The sequence below is a fragment of the Paenibacillus dendritiformis genome, from assembly GCF_021654795.1.
Lineage (GTDB): Bacteria > Bacillota > Bacilli > Paenibacillales > Paenibacillaceae > Paenibacillus_B.
This window is the reverse complement of record NZ_AP025344.1, coordinates 5242249-5259906: the sequence shown is the minus strand read 5'-3', so window position 1 is coordinate 5259906 and position 17658 is coordinate 5242249. Positions and strand designations below refer to the sequence as shown.

Genomic DNA, 17658 nt, shown 5'->3' with positions numbered 1-17658 from the left:
CGGGAGGCAAATTGAAAAGCGTATATTCTGCCTTAGAAATGGCCTAAAATCGGTAAGGGTTCTCCCCTCCCGTTTCTATAAAAATAATCTTTTGGCACGGGACATCTGCAATCGGCGCATTCTACCTTGCCATCATAGAATTTACTATGGAAGATAGAGAAGCTGAGCATCATAGCGTCAAGTCACTCTTTCTACCGCAATCGGATTTGTTTTCTTCCAGATTAAAATTTTCTGAAGAGAGCTGATGAAAAGTGACTATCGAGATCAAGCAGCGATTGCTTCCCGACGGGCGGCCGAACAAGCCGAGCCGGCCGATGAAGCCGCAATATATTACCGTTCACAATACGGATAACACCGCTCCCGGGGCTACGGCGGAAGCGCACAGCCGTTATATTTTGAACGGGAGCGGCGGCACGCAGACAAGCTGGCACTACACGGTAGATGACCATGAGATATACCAGAGTCTGCGGGATGATGAGCAGGGCTGGCACGCGGGCGACGGCAACGGCCCCGGAAATACGTCATCCATCGGCATCGAGGTCTGCATGTATCAGGGCATGGACGAGCCGTTGGCATGGCAGCGGGCCGCGGAGCTGATCGCTCTGCTGGCCAAGCGGCACGGCATCGGGCTGAACGCTGTCGTGCCGCATCGCCACTGGAGCGGGAAGGCGTGCCCGTCCCGGATTCTCCCGCGGTGGCAGGAGTTTATGCAGCTGGTAGAAAAGGCGATGAAGGCGTCGGACAAACCGATCCCGCCCGACATTGCAGGCCACTGGGCGGAGGCGGCGATCAGAGCGGTGATCGAGGCCGGAATTATGGTGGGCCGCGACACCGGGAATTTCGAACCGAATCAGCCGATCACCCGCGCCGAGGTGGCTGTGGTCGCCGAACGGTTACTGAGTCGTATAGCAAGTAACCCGTGAGAAAAAATAGGCCGACAAGGCTCATGGCCGGCCTATCTATATGAGGAAAACCGATGAGGCAATCCCCTTTTCAGATGACCCGGAGCGCAAGCTTCGGTCATTTTTTTTGCCTTTTATGCGCTACATCATAGATTAAACACATCCGGAAAATAATAAACATAATTTTCGGATATATAGAAAATTATTTTCCTGAAAGCATTTACAATGAGGTTTTTGTCTGATAGGCTATGGGTAAGCAGCAATCATACATCAATCAGAAGGAGCGAGGACGGTATGGGGAACAGGCTGAAGTATGATGTGGTCGTCATGGGGGGCGGCATCTCGGGAGCGATGGCCGCCGTTGCGGCATCCAGCTTGGGGGCGAAGACCCTGATTGTAGAGTCGCACGGCTTTCTTGGCGGGACGCTTACCGCGAATGGGGTCGGCCCGATGATGACCTTCCATGCGGGAGAGAAGCTTGCCATTCAAGGATTTACGAACCAGTTGATTGAACGGCTGAAGAAGCAGGACAAGTCGCCGGGGCATATTTTCGACACGGTCGGCTTCACGTATTCGGTCACTCCGTTCGATGCCGAAGCGATGAAGCATGAACTGGAGCTGATGGTCACCGAGAGCGGCGGGGAGATTCTGTACCATACGATGCTGGCCGGCGTGAAGACCGAGAGCGGGCGAATCGTCAGCATCACGGTGTGCAATAAATCGGGTCTGAGCGAGATCGAGGCGTCCGTATTCATCGACGGGACGGGCGACGGCGATTTGTCCGTCGGCGCGGGAGCCGAGTTCACTAAAGGCAGGGAATCCGACGGGGCCATGCAGCCGATGACGTTGAAGATGAAGATGTACAACGTCGATATTTCGAAGGTAAAGGAATATATTCACGCCCATCCGGAAGACTTTCCGCTGTACCAGGGCGATACGTCCATCATCGAGAAGGCGCCGCGCCTGTCGGTAGGCGGGTTCGACAGCCTGTTCAAGCTGGCGAAGGAGAGAGGCGAGATCTCGATTCCCCGGGAAAATGTGCTGTTTTTCGAGACGAATAACCCGGGCGAGGTCATCCTGAATACGACCCGGATTCTCGGTCATGACCCGACAGATGCGTTCAGTCTCAGCAAGGCGGAGATGGAAGGCCGCAAGCAGTGCCGCGAGCTGGAGCTGTTCGTGCGCAAGTATATTCCGGGCTTCGAGCATGCGGTCGTGGAATCGACCGGACCGACTATTGGCGTTCGGGGTTCCCGCCAGATTAAGGGCGTGTATACGCTGACGGCCGAGGATCTGCTGGAGCAGCGGTTGTTCGAGGACACGATCGCCCATTCCGGCTATCCGATCGATATCCATAGTCCGGACGGGGAAGGAACGAAGCATCAGAAGCTGGAATGGGGCGGCATGTACAGCATTCCTTACTCCTGCATGATCACGGATTCCGTGCATAACCTGATCGTCATCGGCAGATGCATTTCGGCCACCTTCGAGGCGCAGGCCGCGATGCGGACGACGCCGACGACGGGAGCGATCGGCCATGCCGGCGGCGTAGCCGCCGCGGTAGCCGCGAAGAACGGCATCGGCGTGCGGGATGTGGACATCAAGGAAGTCCAATCCGTACTCAGAGCGCAAGGCGCTTATTTAGAAATATAGATGAGCCTGAGCAGGATAAGAACTTGATTCGAGAGGGGAAATCATCGTGACATCGTTAATGTGGGTTCAAGCCATCGGCATTTTACTTGTCTTTCTTGTATTCGTCGGGTTAATGATGACCCGGAAGCTGCCGACCATTCTCGCCCTGCCCTTGATGGCCATTCTGTTCGCCGTCATCGCCGGCGTGCCGTGGATGTCGAACGATCCCGAGGCGACCACGATTGCCAAGACGATTCTGTCGTCCGGCTCGATGCGGCTGTCCGGCGCCATCGCGGGCTTGGTGTTCGGGGCCTGGTTCGGCCAAATTTTGAATAAAGTCGGCATTACGAAGTCGATTATCCGCAAAGCGGCCGAGCTTGCAGGCGACAAGCCGGTGCTGATCGCGGTCTTGTTTTTCGCAACCGCATCTATTATTTTCTCGGCGGCCGGCGGACTGGGCATGGTCATCCTGGTCGGTACGATCGTCATTCCGATTATGCTGACGGCGGGCATTTCCCAGTTCGTCGCCTCCATCGTCGTCATTTCCGCCGTCGGCGTCGGGGCGCTGTTCAACGTCTCCAACTGGGCCGTCTATGTGGACGTGCTCGGCCTCTCGGTGCAGACGATTGCGGATTATACGCTGGTCGCCGCGCTGCCGCTCATTCTCGTATCGTTGGCGATGATTATTTTCTACATCCGGCGGGACGGCAAGGGCCGCAAAGCATGGGCGATGCCGACGGCTTCCGGCGGAGAAGGCAAAAAAGTGCCTGCCTTTGCTCTCATTAGCCCGCTTGTACCGGTCATTCTCGTCTTTGCGTTCAAGCTCGACATCGTGCCGGCGGTGGTCATCGGCGCGTTGGTTACGATACTGCTGACCTGGCCGAAGCGGCCGATTCATGTCCTGTCCAGCGCGCTGGTGGAAGGGATTCAGGACGTCGCGGGCGCGATGGCGCTCATGATCGGCATCGGCATTCTGTTGAATTCCGTCATGGCGCCGCAGGTATCGGCGCTGATCAGCCCATTGATTGAAGCGGTGCTGCCGACCAGTCCGCTCATGTACATTCTGTTCTTCACTGTGCTGTCTCCGCTCGCCATCTACCGCGGGCCGCTGAACGTATGGGGGCTGGGCAGCGGCATCGCCGCCCTGTTCGTCTCGGCGGGCATGACCCCGGTCGCGGCGATGCTGGCTCTGCGCGTCGTCAGCAACGTGCAGGCCGTATCCGACCCGACCAACTCGCATAACGTGTGGGTCGCGGATTTTACGAAGAGCGACATTAACGATATTTTGAAAAAGACGCTTCCTTGGATGATGGCCGCGGTGCTGATTTCGATGGTGTTCGGGTCATTCATGGTCTTTTAGAAGAAGCTAGAATCCGGGCGGAGACTTGCGGGTGTCCGCCCGTTGCCGCAGGAGGAGAACGATGGAGAGAAGAAAAGTAAGGGTTGGGATTGATGTCGGAGGCACCTTCACGGATGCGGCCGTCATTGACAATGAGACCTACGAGGTTATCGGGAAGATGAAAATTCCGACGACACATCATCATGAAGACGGTGTGGCGAAAGGGATTGTGGAGATATTACAGCGCATTTTGGAGAACGAGGGCATCTCCCCGGACGATGTAACCTTTATAGCCCACGGCACGACGCAAGCGACGAACGCCTTGCTGGAAGGGGATGTGGCCAGCGTCGGCATCATCGGCATGGGTTCCGGACTTGACGGCATGAGCGCGCGTTCGGAGTCGAATCCCGGGGATATCGAGCTGGCGCCGGGCAAATATTTGAAGACCTATCATACGTACCTGGATTCCAAAAATTTGCGGGACGAGGATATCGAAGCGGCGATTGACGAGCTGGCGCGGCAGGGGGCGGAAGTGATCGTCGCGTCCGAGGCATATAGCGTCGATGATCCGGCCAATGAGCTCCGCGTCGTCGAGATCGCGAACCGCAAAGGGATGTACGCGACCGGCGGACATGAAATCTCTCAGTTGTACGGACTCAAGACACGGACAAGAACGGCGGTCGTCAATGCCTCCCTCATTCCGAAAATGATGGAAACGGCAAATATGACGGAGAAATCGGTCAAGAACGCCAATATTCAATCTCCGCTTATGATTATGCGGTGCGACGGAGGCGTGATGAGCATCGACGAGGTGCGCAAGCGTCCGATTTTGACGATGCTGTCGGGGCTTGCCGCCGGTGTCGCAGGCGTCCTGATGTATGAGAAGGTGTCGGACGGCATCTTTTTCGAGGTCGGCGGCACGAGCGTCGATATTTCCGTCATCAAGAACGGGAAGGTCATGATTAAGAATGCTCAGGTCGGCGGACACCGGACCTATTTGCAATCCCTGGATGTGCGCACGCTCGGCATTGCCGGCGGAAGCATGATCAAGGTGGCGAACGGGAAGATCACCGATGTCGGTCCGCGAAGCGCCCATATCGCGGGCAAGGACTATGAGGCGTTCGCTCCGGGCGATGAGATCATCAACCCGAAGGTCAAGTTCGTCAGCCCGCGGGAAGGGGATCCGGCCGAATATATTATCTGCCAGAGCGAGAACGGCAAGGAATTCTCGTATACGCTGGCTGGCGCGGCCAATATTCTCGGTTATATCCCGGAAGGCGATTATGCGCGGGGGAACAAGGAAGCGGCGGTGCGGGCATGGGAAGCCTTTGCCGCCCATGTCGGCCTGAGCGTCGAGGAGGCCGCCAGACAGGTGATGGATATCGCCATCGACAAGACGATGAAGACCGTCAATGAGATGATCGAGGACTACGAGCTGGATCGCTCGTTCGTGACGCTGGTCGGGGGCGGAGGCAGCGGCGCGGTGCTTGTCCCGGCCATGGCGGAGCGGGAGCGGTTCCGCTTCCAGATCGCGAACAATGCGCCTTTCGTGTCGACGATCGGCGTCGCCCTAGCGATGGTGAAGGAGCAGTTGGAGCGAACCGTCGTGAATCCGACGGAAGAAGATATCAAGCGAATTCGCTCCGACATCGTCGAACGAATCGTCCAATCGGGGGCCAACGAGGACACGGTCGAGGTGACGATCGAGATCGACAGCCAGAAAAACATTTTGCGGGCCGTCGCGACGGGCTCGACAGAGCTTCGCTCCAAAGATCTGGGCCAGGAGGCGCTGTCGGTCGAGGAGATGGCCGCCATCGCCGCGAGCTCGGTCGATCAGCCGGCGGACAGTATGAAGCTGGCGTCCCGGTGCGGCCGCTGGAGCCTGTTCGTCGGCGAGGAGACGAAGAAATCGTTCTTCGGTCTAATCAAGAAGAAGAGGAACTATGTGAGCGTGCTCGATCGGGAAGGCGTCGTCCGGTTCAAGAAGGGGAACGTTCATTTTGCGAAGGTGGCCAAAGGTGAGTTCGGGAACCGGCTGCATGAATTTTTGGACGACAATACGATCTACTCCGACGCGAACGCGACCATACCGAAGGTCTTCGTCTTTTATCGGGAGAAGATGCTTGATCTGACCGGGATGCAGACGAAGGAGCAGTTGATGTCGATTCTTGAGATCGAGACGGAAATGCTGAAAGAGGAAGAAGAATTGATCGTCGTAGCCTACCAATAAGGAGGGGAAGGAATGCCGGACGAGGTTATCCGCCGCTTGACGGAAAGGGATGGATCCGATGAATGGCTGGCGTGCGCCGAGCTGGAGCAGGATCCTCTTTTCCGCAAAATACCGCAGGAACGAATTCCGTACTATGTAAGCAATTCATTGAAACGGGGGAGAGAGACGGCGGCTGTATACAAGGGGAAGCGCAAGTCCATCCGGGATCTGTGTCACATGGAAGGCTTGCGGTATGAAGTGACGAACCGGTCCGGCAACTTCCACAACGTCAGCTTCCGCGCGCAGATTGATTTCGCCCAGAGCCCGCCGGCGATTGTCATTTATGCCTCGTCGCTCCGCGATATGCGGGAGGCTTACCGGACGGTGATGGGGAAGGGATGCGAGGAGCCGGAAGAAGAGCTGGAGCGGCTGATCGACATTCATTTGGCGCATGAGTTTTTTCATTATACGGAGTACCGGGCGGGGCAATTCACGAATGAGACGCTGGAGCCGATCGAGATTTTCAAGCTCGGAAGCTGGTATACGAAGCGATCCAGCATCGTGAAATGCAGCGAAATCGCAGCGCATGCGTTCTGCAAGACGATGCTGAACCTGCCCGTTCTGCCGAATGCGCTCGATTACGCTTTTCTAGTCGAGACGGGGGCAATGGATGCCGCCGAGCTTCGCCGGCGGGCCGAAAATTGGAAAATGATGTTGGCTTGATTTTCTCATTACTTCCCTTGATATGATATAATGGGGTGTGCTAGCGAGGTTACCGGATTCGCATTTTTTTCCCATTGGCAGTCAGGAGGAGGTACCATGTCTTCACAGGTTCCGGCGGTCATCGCAAAAATTGTATCGCAAACGCAAAAATTAACATACGGCGAAAATCAAATCGCCAATTTCGTTATACACAATCCGGAATTCATCACCCGTAACACGATTACGGCGATCGCGAATGAAATCGGCGTGTCCGAGACAAGCATCAACCGTTTTTGCAAAAAGGTGGGCTTCAAAGGCTTCAACGATTTTAAAATCGCGTTCGCCCAGGATGCGTTTTACCGGGATATGCAGGCCAAAAAGAAGGAGCGGCGCGAGATCAACGTCATTGATGCGCTGGCTCTGGATTATAACGAGCTGATCGTCAACACCTCGGCGCTCATTACGGAAGCCCAGCTTCATCAAGTGGTCGAGCTGCTGAAGGGGGCGCGCAGAATCGTCCTGATCGGATTGTTCGATTCATTCCTCGCGGCCATGGCCTTGAAGAACCGGCTTGCGATTATCGGCATTCATGCCGATGCCATCAACGACAGCAGGGAAATGAAAATCGCGGCCTCCCAATGCGGTCCGGACGATGTCGTGATCGCCTTCTCGCGTTCGGGTTCAACGCGGGAGATTATTGACGCCGTCGCCATCGCGCAGGTCAACCAGGCCAAGACGGTGGCGGTGACCTGCTACGATTCGTCGCCGATTACGGAAAATGCGGTAGTGGATATTATCGCGCCGGATAAAATTTCGGTCAACAACAGCGCCTTCATGTCCAACCACATCACGTTTCTGTTTGTCGTCGATCTCATCATGAGCGTTTTCATTTCATCGGATAAGCAGTATTTGAAGAAAAAGCTGGACAGCGAAGGGATATTGGCCAGCGATCAGTCGATAACGAATTATTTTCTGTGATGGCAGGAAAGGAGGACGCTCCCGCACGGCGGGGGCGTTTTTTTGTGCCCTCTAGCGGGTGGGGTTGCAAAACAAGGAGAGAGGAAACATAGCGGCCGGCCGCACTCGAAAGCGCGGCCCGCACCGTTGGTCCCAAGCTGGGGGGAATGATGATTATCGGGCTTAGGGAATTTATTTGCTCAGGGTGTCTGTCAGCACAGGCACGATTTGCTTCTTGCGGGATACGACGCCCTTCAGAAGCGCGGTGTTGTTTTCGAGGTTAACATTGTATGCCTTCTCGACGGCGTCCGCCTTGGAGCCGAGCGCAATGGCCACGGAATTGCTGTTCAGAATATCGGTCACGACGAACACGAACAGATCGAGGCCTTTCTTCGCGATAATGCCGGACAAGGCCGCTTCCACTTCCGCTTGGCGAGACAGCACATCGTTCACGTCCACCGCATTCACTTGCGCGATTTCCACCTTTGCGCTGCCCATGGTGAATTCCTTCGCGTCAAGCGAGAGCAGCTCCTCGATGCTCTTGTCGCTCAGGTTCGCGCCCGCTTTCAGCATTTCCAGGCCGTATTGCTCCGCATCGACGCCGGCGATGGCGGCCAACTCGCGGGCAGCAGCCACGTCTTGCTCCGTGCAAGTCGGGGATTTGAACAGCAGCGAATCGGAAATGATCGCCGACAACATCAGACCGGCAATATTTTTGCTGATCGACTTCCCGTTTTCTTTGTACATTTTATTCAAGATTGTAGCGGTGCAGCCAACCGGTTCCGCCCGATAGTACAGCGGACCGCTCGTCTCGAAGTTCGCGATGCGGTGATGGTCGATGACTTCCAGCACCTGTACCTGATCAATGTCGTTGGCGCTTTGCTGCCGTTCGTTGTGATCGACGAGAATCACGCCGTTCACTTCGTTCGCCACGGTCTCTACCAGGCGCGGCGCTTCCGCTTGGAACGTATCCAGCGCGAATTGCGTTTCCCCGTTGATGCTGCCGAGGCGAACCGGCTCGACATCGAAGCCTAATTGCGTTTTCAAATCTGCATACGCAATGGCCGAACAAATACTATCTGTGTCTGGATTTTTATGTCCGAAAATAAGAACTTTTTCCATGATGCTTACTCCCTTACATCTATATTCTGGCGAGAAAAGTATACCTTAGAATCCATTTAACAATCAAGGTTACAGCGAATGGCAGACGGAATAATCGCAACATCGAAGCCGCGATTTTACCCATTTTTCAATAACTGTAGCTTGTTGCTTGCCATTCGCTTATTGTTCTCCCCATTTATTATGAAATATTAGATTTTCAAGAGATTTTCGTTTTTCCCACTTGACTTGTTCTAAAATGGGAGCGGAGGGGTAGTCGTCCGTATATCCAATGGAAAGTAAAGCAACAGGGTCAATGTGCGGAGGGATTTGCAAAATATCTCGAACATCATTTTTTTTGTAAAAACTTACCCATCCCATGGCTAAACCTTCTACACACGCCGCTAACCACATATTTTGGATGGCACATGCCGTAGAAAGAATATCTGTCTCCGGAATCGAATTTCGTCCCAGTACATGCGAACCCCCGCTTGTTGGATCGCAGGTGACACAGATCGTTAAGGGCGCCTCTTTAATTCCTTCAATTTTTAAACTTAAAAATTGGGCAGCGCGCTCTTCTTCGTAATGAATCGCCAAGGCTCGTCTTTCTTTTTCTGTCGCCCAAGCTAATCTCTCTTTGACTTCCATAGAATCCACTATAATGAAATTCCATGGCTGCATAAATCCTACAGAGGGTGCATGGTGCGCCGCTTGTAAAATTCGGCCGATAATCTCTCTAGGTACAGGATTCGGAAGAAAATTCCGAACGTCTCTTCTTTTATAAATGACATTATAAACTGCTTCTTTTTCGATCTCATTAAACATGTGATGCGCCTCTTTCATTCTGTATCGTGTCTCCATCAACCACTGCAGCTATCCTTTGATAATGTGAATTTTTTCTTTCTCTACGATATCATAGATTCCACATATTCGACAAATTAGATCAATTTTCTACTTGTTTTTGTTTCTACGTTTGAGCCGAGCGAACATTTAGATGTCAAATGAACGGTCCTTCTTTTAGTGACATTTTAGCGGAGTGATCGCACCCTCTTGTCAATCCGCTTTTTTATGCTATAATGAGGTCGAATGGACGCCCATTCACGTCATGCACAACAGAAGAAGTTATAGGCAATGGAAGTTTGGTGCAAATCCAACGCGGTCCCGCCACTGTGATAGACCGAATCGGTCTTAAGTCAGGTCTTTTGCCTAGTAACTTTGAAGGACCAGTCATTTCGAGGCGAAAGTGGCTGGTTTACAAGTCTAGTGACGATTACCGCCTCGCTAGGCTTTTTTTACGTTGCAGGAAGGCAGCCGACATTGCTGTCGGCACAGCCGGGTGGTCGCCGCCGAACAGATACGATGAAGTAGAGCTTGGCAAGCGGGGACGTTCTTCAAGGCCGAAGAACGGATGCACAGCGCCGTGCAGGTCCCTTTTTTTACTGCCTGCCGATAGCGGCACGTGATCGGACGGGTTGACGAATGTCCGGGTCACGGTGTACAGTGTTGGTAGACAATTGAATGATGGCGAGTTGCACAATGGCGTGCACCTGTATCATAAGCGAAGAGGCTTTTAAAGGAATCCGTTCTTTTAAAAGTCTCTTTTTTTATTGCCAACGACTTCATTGGAGGTGCCTGTTTATGGACAAAATATCGATGAACACCGACATTTATCTGGGGCAAGGCGCGCTGGATCGCCTGATGGAATGGCGGAATCAACGCATCTTTATCGTCACCGACCCGTTCATGGTCAAGTCGGGGATGATTAACATGCTGTTCGAGCGGCTGCATGAGAGCAATGAGCAATACATTTTCAGCAACATCGTGCCCGATCCCCCGATCGAGATCGTGACGGAGGGCGTTGAAGCGTTGGGCGCGTTCCAGGCCGATCGGATGATTGCGATTGGCGGCGGCTCCGCGATCGATGCGGCCAAGGCGATGAAGATTTTCGCCCAGAAAATATTGAATCAGCACGATATGCCGTTCGTGGCGATTCCGACAACAAGCGGAACGGGCTCGGAAGTGACGTCTTTCTCGGTGATCAGCGACAAGAAGAAAAACATCAAATACCCGCTCGTGTCCGATGACATGCTGCCGCAGGAAGCGATTTTGGACCCGGAATTGGTCAAGAGCGTACCCGACTTCATTACCGCCGATACCGGAATGGACGTCCTGACCCACGCAATCGAGGCGTATGTGTCCACCAAAGCGAATGATATTTCCGACGCCTTGGCGGAGAAAGCGATTAAGCTGGTCTTTGCCTATTTGCCGAGAGCGTACAAGGACGGGAACGACCTGGAGGCGCGGGAGAAAATGCACAATGCCTCCTGTCTGGCGGGCATGGCGTTCAATATCGCGTCGCTCGGCCTCAATCACGGCATCGCCCATGTGGCCGGCGCGAAGTTCAAGATTGCGCACGGACGCATGAATTCCTTGCTGCTGCCGCACGTGATTGAATTCAACGCCGATTACAAGCCGGGCTACGGCAGGGAGGAAAGCAACGCGGCGGCGGTCCGATACGCCGAAATCTCCAAGAGCCTGGGATTGCCGGCTCCGAATCCGAAGAGCGGCGTTCGCAGCCTGGTGCAAGCGATCAAGCAGCTGCAGAAGCAATTGCGCATGCCGCAGTCGCTGCGGGAATGCAATGTCGACGAAGCGCTGCTCGGAGAAATGAGCGCCTCGATTGCCGAGGGAGCGCTCAAGGACGGCTGCACCGCCACGAATCCGCGCGTTCCGACTGTGTCGGATGTTGTCGAAATATTGAACAAAATGTTTCAATATTAAGGAATTCAATAAATACCATGCGCGTTCAGGTTGACAACGTTTGCAGCTACAAAGTATAGTAAAAGTAACACAAAGGCGTGTTGCATATCAGTCAAAGCAAAGAGGCTTCTTAAAAATTCCACGTGAACTTTTAAGGGGTCTTTATGTGTTTTTACGGCTAATCGATGTTGTTTTCTCATAAGAAATGAGTGATGAGAGTATGGACCAACACAACGAAAAACAACGCGTCATTCAGGAGTACGTGCCAGGGAAGCAGGTCACGTTGGCGCATATTATCGCGAACCCGAACCCGGATATTTACAAGAAGCTGGGCTTGGGGAGCGATGCGCAGGATGCCATCGGCATCATGACCATTACGCCAAGCGAAGCCTCCATTATTGGCGCGGACATCGCGACCAAGGCGGCTGGCGTGCAGATCGGCTTCGTCGACCGCTTCAGTGGATCGCTCGTCATTACAGGCGATGTCTCATCCGTGGAATCGGCCGTGAATGAAGTTCTGCTGGGCCTGCAAAACATTCTCGGCTTCTCGGCTGCGAAGATTACGAGAACGTAGGAGAAGCGATCATGAAGACCATTATTTTCGCCGGCAGCACCGGATCGGGCAAGACGACGCTGTGCCAATGGCTGCACGGCCAGGAGATTACTTACAAAAAGACGCAAGCGGTGGAGACCTTCGACCAAGCGATCGATACGCCGGGGGAGTGCATCGAGAACCGTTATTTGTACAAGATGCTCCTCGTGTCGAGCGTCGACGCCGATGTAATCGGGCTTGTGCAAGATTGCACAAAGGAAGAAAGCTATTTTCCGCCGGCCTTCGCGACGATGTTCGCCAAGCCGGTCATTGGGATTGTGACCAAGACCGAGCTCGCCCGGACAGATGAGGATATCGCGCAAGCGAGAGCTTTTCTGCAAGCGGCGGGCGCAGAGCGCATTTTCGAGGTCTCAACGGTGGAGAACGTAGGAGTGGACGCTCTTCGGGCTTACTTGGAGGAGTAGGCGGTTGGTTAGCCGGATACAAGCAAATATCGACATAGAGGTGCATGACACATGAATGGAAAAATTGTAATAGTCGACGACGAACCTATTACAAGAATGGATATTCGTGAGATGCTGGAAGAGGCGGACTACAACGTAGTAGGCGAAGCTTCTGATGGCTTTGAAGCCATCGAATTATGCAAAAAGCATCTGCCCGACCTGGTCATCCTGGATGTCCAAATGCCTATCCTGGATGGGTTGAAGGCGGGCAAACGAATCATTTCAGAGCAGCTGGCCGGCGGAGTTATTCTCCTGACCGCGTTCAGCGACAAGCAGACGATTGAAAAAGCAACCTCTATCGGTGCGCTTGGTTATCTGGTGAAGCCGCTAGACGAAAAGTCGTTCATCCCTATGGTGGAAGTGACTATCGCCAAAGGCAAGGAAATACGCAAGCTGGAACAAAATCTATCGAAGCTGTCGCAGAAGATGGAAGAGCGGAAAGCGGTTGAAAAGGCAAAAGGGATTCTGATGAAGGAAAATGGCTGCACCGAAGAAGAAGCCTATCAGACCTTGCGCAAACTTAGCATGGATCGACGGTGTCCGATGATCGAAATTGCAACAACCATCGTCATTTCCTATGATTGAGATCAAGGAACGGATTCGGCGGCTGTGCAAGCGGCACACGGCACTGACGGAGGCGGATATTACCCGGCTGACGGAGATTGCCGAGTCGTTCGAAATGTCCGAAGTGAAGGATGATGTGTTCATCGACGTCCTGTCCAGTATGGGCAATGAGGCGATCGTGGTGTATCACCGCCGGCCGGATGACGGCAAATCGCTGTACCAGCGACCGGTCGAAGGCGAGAAGGCGCTGCGCGAGAACGAGCCCGGCGTCCTGAGGACGCTGGAGACCGGAATCATGTCGCAGGGGCTCATCGCCAATACGCAGGAAGATCATCTGGTTCGGCAGACGGTGTACCCGATCAAAAATCAAGACGGCGTCATTGCGGTCGTCATCTATGAAAAAGATGTGAGCGACAATATTCAAGCCCACTTCAATGTGGCGGGATCGCAATACGAAGACGGCGAGATGTCCTCGATGCTGACCGCCATGCTGCGGTTCAAGGATTCGATCATCAACCAGCTTGAGGATGCCGTTCTCGTCTTCGACAAGCACGGGTTTCTGAAGCTGAAGAACAAGAAGGCGGACGCCTATTACCGGAAGCTTGGTTATCTGGAGGATATTCAGGGCCTGCATTATGACAATCTGTCGCTGGATCAGACGACGTTCTCCGGCGTGATGAAGCAGTATTCCACCTCTCCTTCCTGTCCCTTGACGGCAGACGTGAAGGTGGCCGGCTCCTACTATCAGGTGAAGCGGCTGTTCATCGCGGAGCGGGATCTGTGCATCGGCGTCATCCTGCATGACGTCACGGAGATCAAGGATAAGGAGGCGGAGATTGTCTCCAAGTCGGTGGCTATCCGCGAGATTCACCACCGGGTGAAGAACAATCTGCAGACCGTGGCGTCCCTGCTCCGCATTCAGGCGCGGCAGTGCGACAGCCCGGAAGCCAAAAAATGCTTGAACGACAGTGTCAGCCGGGTGCTTGCCATCGCGGCGACCCACGAGCTGCTGTCGACGGAGATCGATGCGCAGGTGGACTTGCTTGACGTCATTCGGCTCATCGCTTCGAATATCGAGCGCTGCTTCGTCGATTGCAGCAATGTCGCCATCCAGATCGAGGCTTCGCAGAGCATCTGCCTGGATAGCGACCGCACGGTCGCGATCGCGCTCATCGTGAGCGAGCTGCTGCATAACAGCTATGAGCATGCGTTCGGAGATTGCTCGTACGGCACGATTACGGTGAACGCCCAGCTGGATGGCGGATTGGTGACCGTGGTCGTGGCGGATGACGGCGTCGGCTTCCCCGTGAAGGACGTGTCCAACAAAAGCTTGGGCTTGTCCATCGTCCGCAGCTATGTGAAGGACAAGCTGAAGGGCAAGCTTGAGATCGAGTCCGGCCCGTCGAAGGGCACCATCGTGATATTCACCTTCAAAAAATAAATACGAAACCGGGCTACAAGGATGTAGTTCTGTAAGCAAAGAGGCTTAAGGTTACCCATTCCCGTTCAAGCGGGAGGGGGATATAACTTTAAGCCTTTTTGCGTGCATATATGTGTATCAAGCGACGGGAGGGGAGAGACGTGAACGAGCAACTGCTAAGCGTAGGCATCGATATGGGAACCTCGACGACCCAGCTCGTGCTGTCGAAGCTGCATATTCAGAACCTGGCATCGTCCTTTTCGGTGCCCCGCTTGGTCATTACGGATAAAGAAGTGGTCTACCGCAGCGATATCTGCTTCACGCCCGTGCTGGCGGACAACCGGATCGACGCCGGGCAAATCCAGGCGTTCGTGCAGGAGCAGTACCGGAAAGCCGGCATCCGCAAGGAAGACATCCAGACCGGCGCCGTCATCATTACCGGCGAGACGGCCCGCAAGGACAATGCCAATGAAGTGCTGCAGTCGTTAAGCGGCTTCGCCGGAGACTTCGTGGTCGCCACCGCGGGCCCGGACCTGGAAAGCATCATTGCCGCCAAAGGCGCGGGGGCTCACACGTATTCCAAAGAGCACTCGACGTCCATCGTCAACATCGATATTGGCGGCGGGACCAGCAATCTGGCCTTGTTCGCCGCCGGGGAGCTGCTGGACACGGGCTGTCTCGACATCGGGGGCCGCCTGATCAAGGTGGACCAACGGACGCGCGAGGTTACGTATATCGCGCCGAAGATCAAGCAGCTTGCGGAGCGCAGGGGCATAGCCCTCGCGCTTGGGCAGCAGGTGACGCCGGCCGCGCTGGAGCCGATCATCGGGGAGATGGTGAAGCTGCTTGAGGAAAGCGTGGGTCTTCGGCCGCCGGGCGATTTCTACGACACGATCGTCACCAACAAAGGGTTGAAGCTCGACCGGAACATTCCGTGCATCTCCTTCTCCGGAGGAGTGGCCGACTATGTGTACCAGGAAGCGGCGGGCGATGTGTTCCAGTATGGAGATATCGGGATTCTGCTGGGGAGAGCGATTGCCGCTTCCCCGTTGACGCAGCGGTTGACCGTGGCGCGCTCGGCCGAGACCATCCGGGCGACCGTAGTCGGAGCCGGCTCCCATACGACGGAGATTAGCGGAAGCACGATTACCTACACGGAAGAGAGCTTCCCGATCAAAAACATTCCGATTCTGAAGCTTGCGTCGGCGGATGAGTCGGGGAGCGCCGAGGCGCTGGCCCAGGCGATCGCCGACAAATTGAACTGGTTCAAGCTCAACAATGATCTGCAGCGGGTCGCCATCGCCTTGGAAGGGAAGAAAAGTCCAAGCTTCCAAGAGGTGCAGAAGTATGCGCGCGGCTTGCGCGAAGGCATGGCGGAGCTGCTGGAAAGGGAGTACCCGCTGATCGTCATTGTCCATCACGATATGGCAAAGGTGCTGGGACAGACGCTGTACGCCCTGCTGGATTACAAGAAGGATGTCGTCTGCATCGACAGCGTGCAGGTCGACAACGGCGACTATATCGACATCGGCAAGCCAATTGCGGAGGGCAAGGTATTGCCAGTCGTCATCAAGACGCTTGTCTTTCATTAATCGAGGTTGAGTCAATCCAATGGGTCGCATTTGAAAGGAGGAGCTTTTGTGATTTTAAAAACGAGACTGTTCGGCCGCACCTATCAGTTCAAAACGCTGATGGAAGTGATGGCCAAAGCGAATGAAGAAAAATCGGGGGATATGCTGGCCGGACTCGGGGCCGCGTCTTCGGAAGAGCGCGTGGCCGCCAAGGTGGTGCTGTCCCAGATTACGCTGAAGGACTTGCGCAACAATCCCGCCGTTCCTTATGAGCAGGACGAGGTTACCCGCATTATTCAGGACCAGGTGAACGAGCGCATTTACAGCGAGATTCAGAACTGGACCGTGGAAGAGCTGCGGGAGTGGATTCTGGACGATAACACGACCGAACAAGACATCAAGCGCGTCTCCCGCGGGCTGACCGCCGAGATGATCGCCGCGGTCGCCAAAATCATGTCCAACCTCGACCTGATGTACGGGGCGAAGAAGATTCGGGTGACGGCCCGCGCCAACACGACGATCGGCCGTCCGGGCACGTTGTCGGCCCGCCTGCAGCCGAACCATCCGACCGACGATCCGGACGGCATCATGGCTTCCCTGATGGAAGGCTTGACGTTCGGCATCGGGGACGCGGTCTTGGGGCTGAATCCGGTTGACGACTCCGTCGAGAGCGTCACGCGCGTCTTGAAGCGGTTCGAGGAATTCCGCCAGAAGTGGGAGATTCCGACCCAGACCTGCGTGCTGGCCCATGTCACCACCCAGATGGAAGCCGTCAAGCGCGGCGCGCCGACCGGCCTCATCTTCCAATCGATCGCCGGCTCGGAGAAAGGCAACGCGGCATTCGGCTTCAACGCCGCCACGATCGAGGAAGCGCAGCAGCTCGTGCTGAAGCATGGGCAAGTGTCCGGTCCGGACGTGATGTACTTCGAGACGGGCCAAGGGTCGGAGCTGTCTTCCGAGGCTCACCACGGAGTCGACCAGGTGACGATGGAAGCGCGCTGCTACGGCTTCGCCAAGCGGTTCAACCCGTTCCTCGTCAACACCGTCGTCGGGTTCATCGGGCCTGAATATTTGTATGACGCGAAGCAGGTTATTCGCGCCGGTCTGGAGGATCACTTCATGGGCAAGCTGACGGGCATCTCCATGGGCTGCGACGCTTGCTACACGAACCATATGAAGGCCGATCAGAACGACCTGGAAAATCTGGCGGTGCTGCTGACGACGGCAGGCTGCAACTTCTTCATGGGCATCCCGCACGGCGACGATGTCATGCTGAACTATCAGACGACCGGCTATCACGAGACCGCGACGCTGCGCGAATTGCTCGGCCTGCGTCCGATCCGGGAGTTCGAACAGTGGATGGAGAAAATGGGCTTCATCGAAAATGGCAAGCTGACGAAAAAAGCCGGAGACGCGTCAGTGTTTCTCAAGTAAGGAAAGGGGGAAGC

The 17658-nt window shown here is 54.9% G+C and carries 15 protein-coding genes and 1 riboswitch; of the genes, 13 read left to right on the top strand and 2 right to left on the bottom strand.

The genetic code is table 11. The features are described 5' to 3' along the window. The first annotated feature begins 251 nt into the window (after positions 1-251). The 6 genes from L6439_RS23360 to L6439_RS23335 all read left to right on the top strand — a co-directional run bounded on the left by L6439_RS23360 (position 252) and on the right by L6439_RS23335 (position 7762). Positions 252-923 (top strand): N-acetylmuramoyl-L-alanine amidase, encoded by a 672-nt coding sequence (locus tag L6439_RS23360; protein ID WP_213470639.1) that lies wholly within the window; start codon positions 252-254, stop codon positions 921-923. A 273-nt stretch (positions 924-1196) separates the two neighbouring features. Next, the gene (locus L6439_RS23355; RefSeq protein ID WP_213470640.1) at positions 1197-2555 is read left to right on the top strand and encodes an FAD-dependent oxidoreductase; all 1359 of its coding nucleotides are present in this window, start codon (positions 1197-1199) and stop codon (positions 2553-2555) included. 46 nt (positions 2556-2601) lie between these two features. After that, complete coding sequence (locus L6439_RS23350) at positions 2602-3894, top strand: citrate transporter (RefSeq protein WP_237096620.1); 1293 nt, start codon at positions 2602-2604, stop codon at positions 3892-3894. A 61-nt stretch (positions 3895-3955) separates the two neighbouring features. Next, on the top strand, positions 3956-6103 hold the full coding sequence (locus tag L6439_RS23345) for a hydantoinase/oxoprolinase family protein (protein WP_213470641.1): 2148 nt from the start codon (positions 3956-3958) through the stop codon (positions 6101-6103). A 12-nt stretch (positions 6104-6115) separates the two neighbouring features. After that, positions 6116-6805: a hypothetical protein gene (locus L6439_RS23340; protein WP_213470642.1), complete on the top strand. Its 690-nt coding sequence runs from the start codon at positions 6116-6118 to the stop codon at positions 6803-6805. A gap of 96 nt (positions 6806-6901) precedes the next feature. After that, complete coding sequence (locus L6439_RS23335; protein WP_213470643.1) at positions 6902-7762, top strand: MurR/RpiR family transcriptional regulator; 861 nt, start codon at positions 6902-6904, stop codon at positions 7760-7762. 171 nt (positions 7763-7933) lie between these two features. Here L6439_RS23335 and L6439_RS23330 read toward each other — a convergent pair whose 3' ends face one another. Both L6439_RS23330 and bluB read right to left on the bottom strand, forming a co-directional pair. Then, positions 7934-8863 (bottom strand): manganese-dependent inorganic pyrophosphatase, encoded by a 930-nt coding sequence (locus tag L6439_RS23330; protein WP_168181906.1) that lies wholly within the window; start codon positions 8861-8863, stop codon positions 7934-7936. A 159-nt stretch (positions 8864-9022) separates the two neighbouring features. After that, positions 9023-9664, bottom strand: coding sequence for a 5,6-dimethylbenzimidazole synthase (bluB, locus tag L6439_RS23325; RefSeq protein ID WP_213470644.1), 642 nt, complete (start codon positions 9662-9664; stop codon positions 9023-9025). 282 nt (positions 9665-9946) lie between these two features. Then, a riboswitch (adenosylcobalamin (AdoCbl) riboswitch) is annotated at positions 9947-10095 on the top strand. Positions 10096-10477: 382 nt separating this feature from the next. Here bluB and L6439_RS23320 point away from each other — a divergent pair. The 7 genes from L6439_RS23320 (at position 10478) to L6439_RS23290 (ending at position 17644) form a co-directional block, all read left to right on the top strand. Continuing rightward, positions 10478-11620: a 1-propanol dehydrogenase PduQ gene (locus tag L6439_RS23320; RefSeq protein ID WP_168181907.1), complete on the top strand. Its 1143-nt coding sequence runs from the start codon at positions 10478-10480 to the stop codon at positions 11618-11620. Positions 11621-11819: 199 nt separating this feature from the next. Next, a complete protein-coding gene (locus L6439_RS23315; RefSeq protein ID WP_006676856.1) occupies positions 11820-12173 on the top strand; it encodes a BMC domain-containing protein in 354 nt (117 codons plus the stop codon). 11 nt (positions 12174-12184) lie between these two features. After that, positions 12185-12616, top strand: a complete 432-nt coding sequence (locus tag L6439_RS23310; RefSeq protein WP_213470646.1) for a EutP/PduV family microcompartment system protein — start codon at positions 12185-12187, stop codon at positions 12614-12616. Positions 12617-12667: 51 nt separating this feature from the next. Further along, positions 12668-13240, top strand: a complete 573-nt coding sequence (locus L6439_RS23305) for an ANTAR domain-containing response regulator (RefSeq protein WP_006676858.1) — start codon at positions 12668-12670, stop codon at positions 13238-13240. 1 nt (position 13241) lies between these two features. Next, entirely contained in the window at positions 13242-14660 is a 1419-nt protein-coding gene (locus L6439_RS23300) for a sensor histidine kinase (protein WP_374043185.1), read from the top strand. 140 nt (positions 14661-14800) lie between these two features. Next, complete coding sequence (gene eutA / locus L6439_RS23295; RefSeq protein ID WP_168181909.1) at positions 14801-16231, top strand: ethanolamine ammonia-lyase reactivating factor EutA; 1431 nt, start codon at positions 14801-14803, stop codon at positions 16229-16231. A gap of 48 nt (positions 16232-16279) precedes the next feature. Continuing rightward, positions 16280-17644, top strand: coding sequence for an ethanolamine ammonia-lyase subunit EutB (locus L6439_RS23290; protein WP_168181910.1), 1365 nt, complete (start codon positions 16280-16282; stop codon positions 17642-17644). Positions 17645-17658 lie beyond the last annotated feature (14 nt).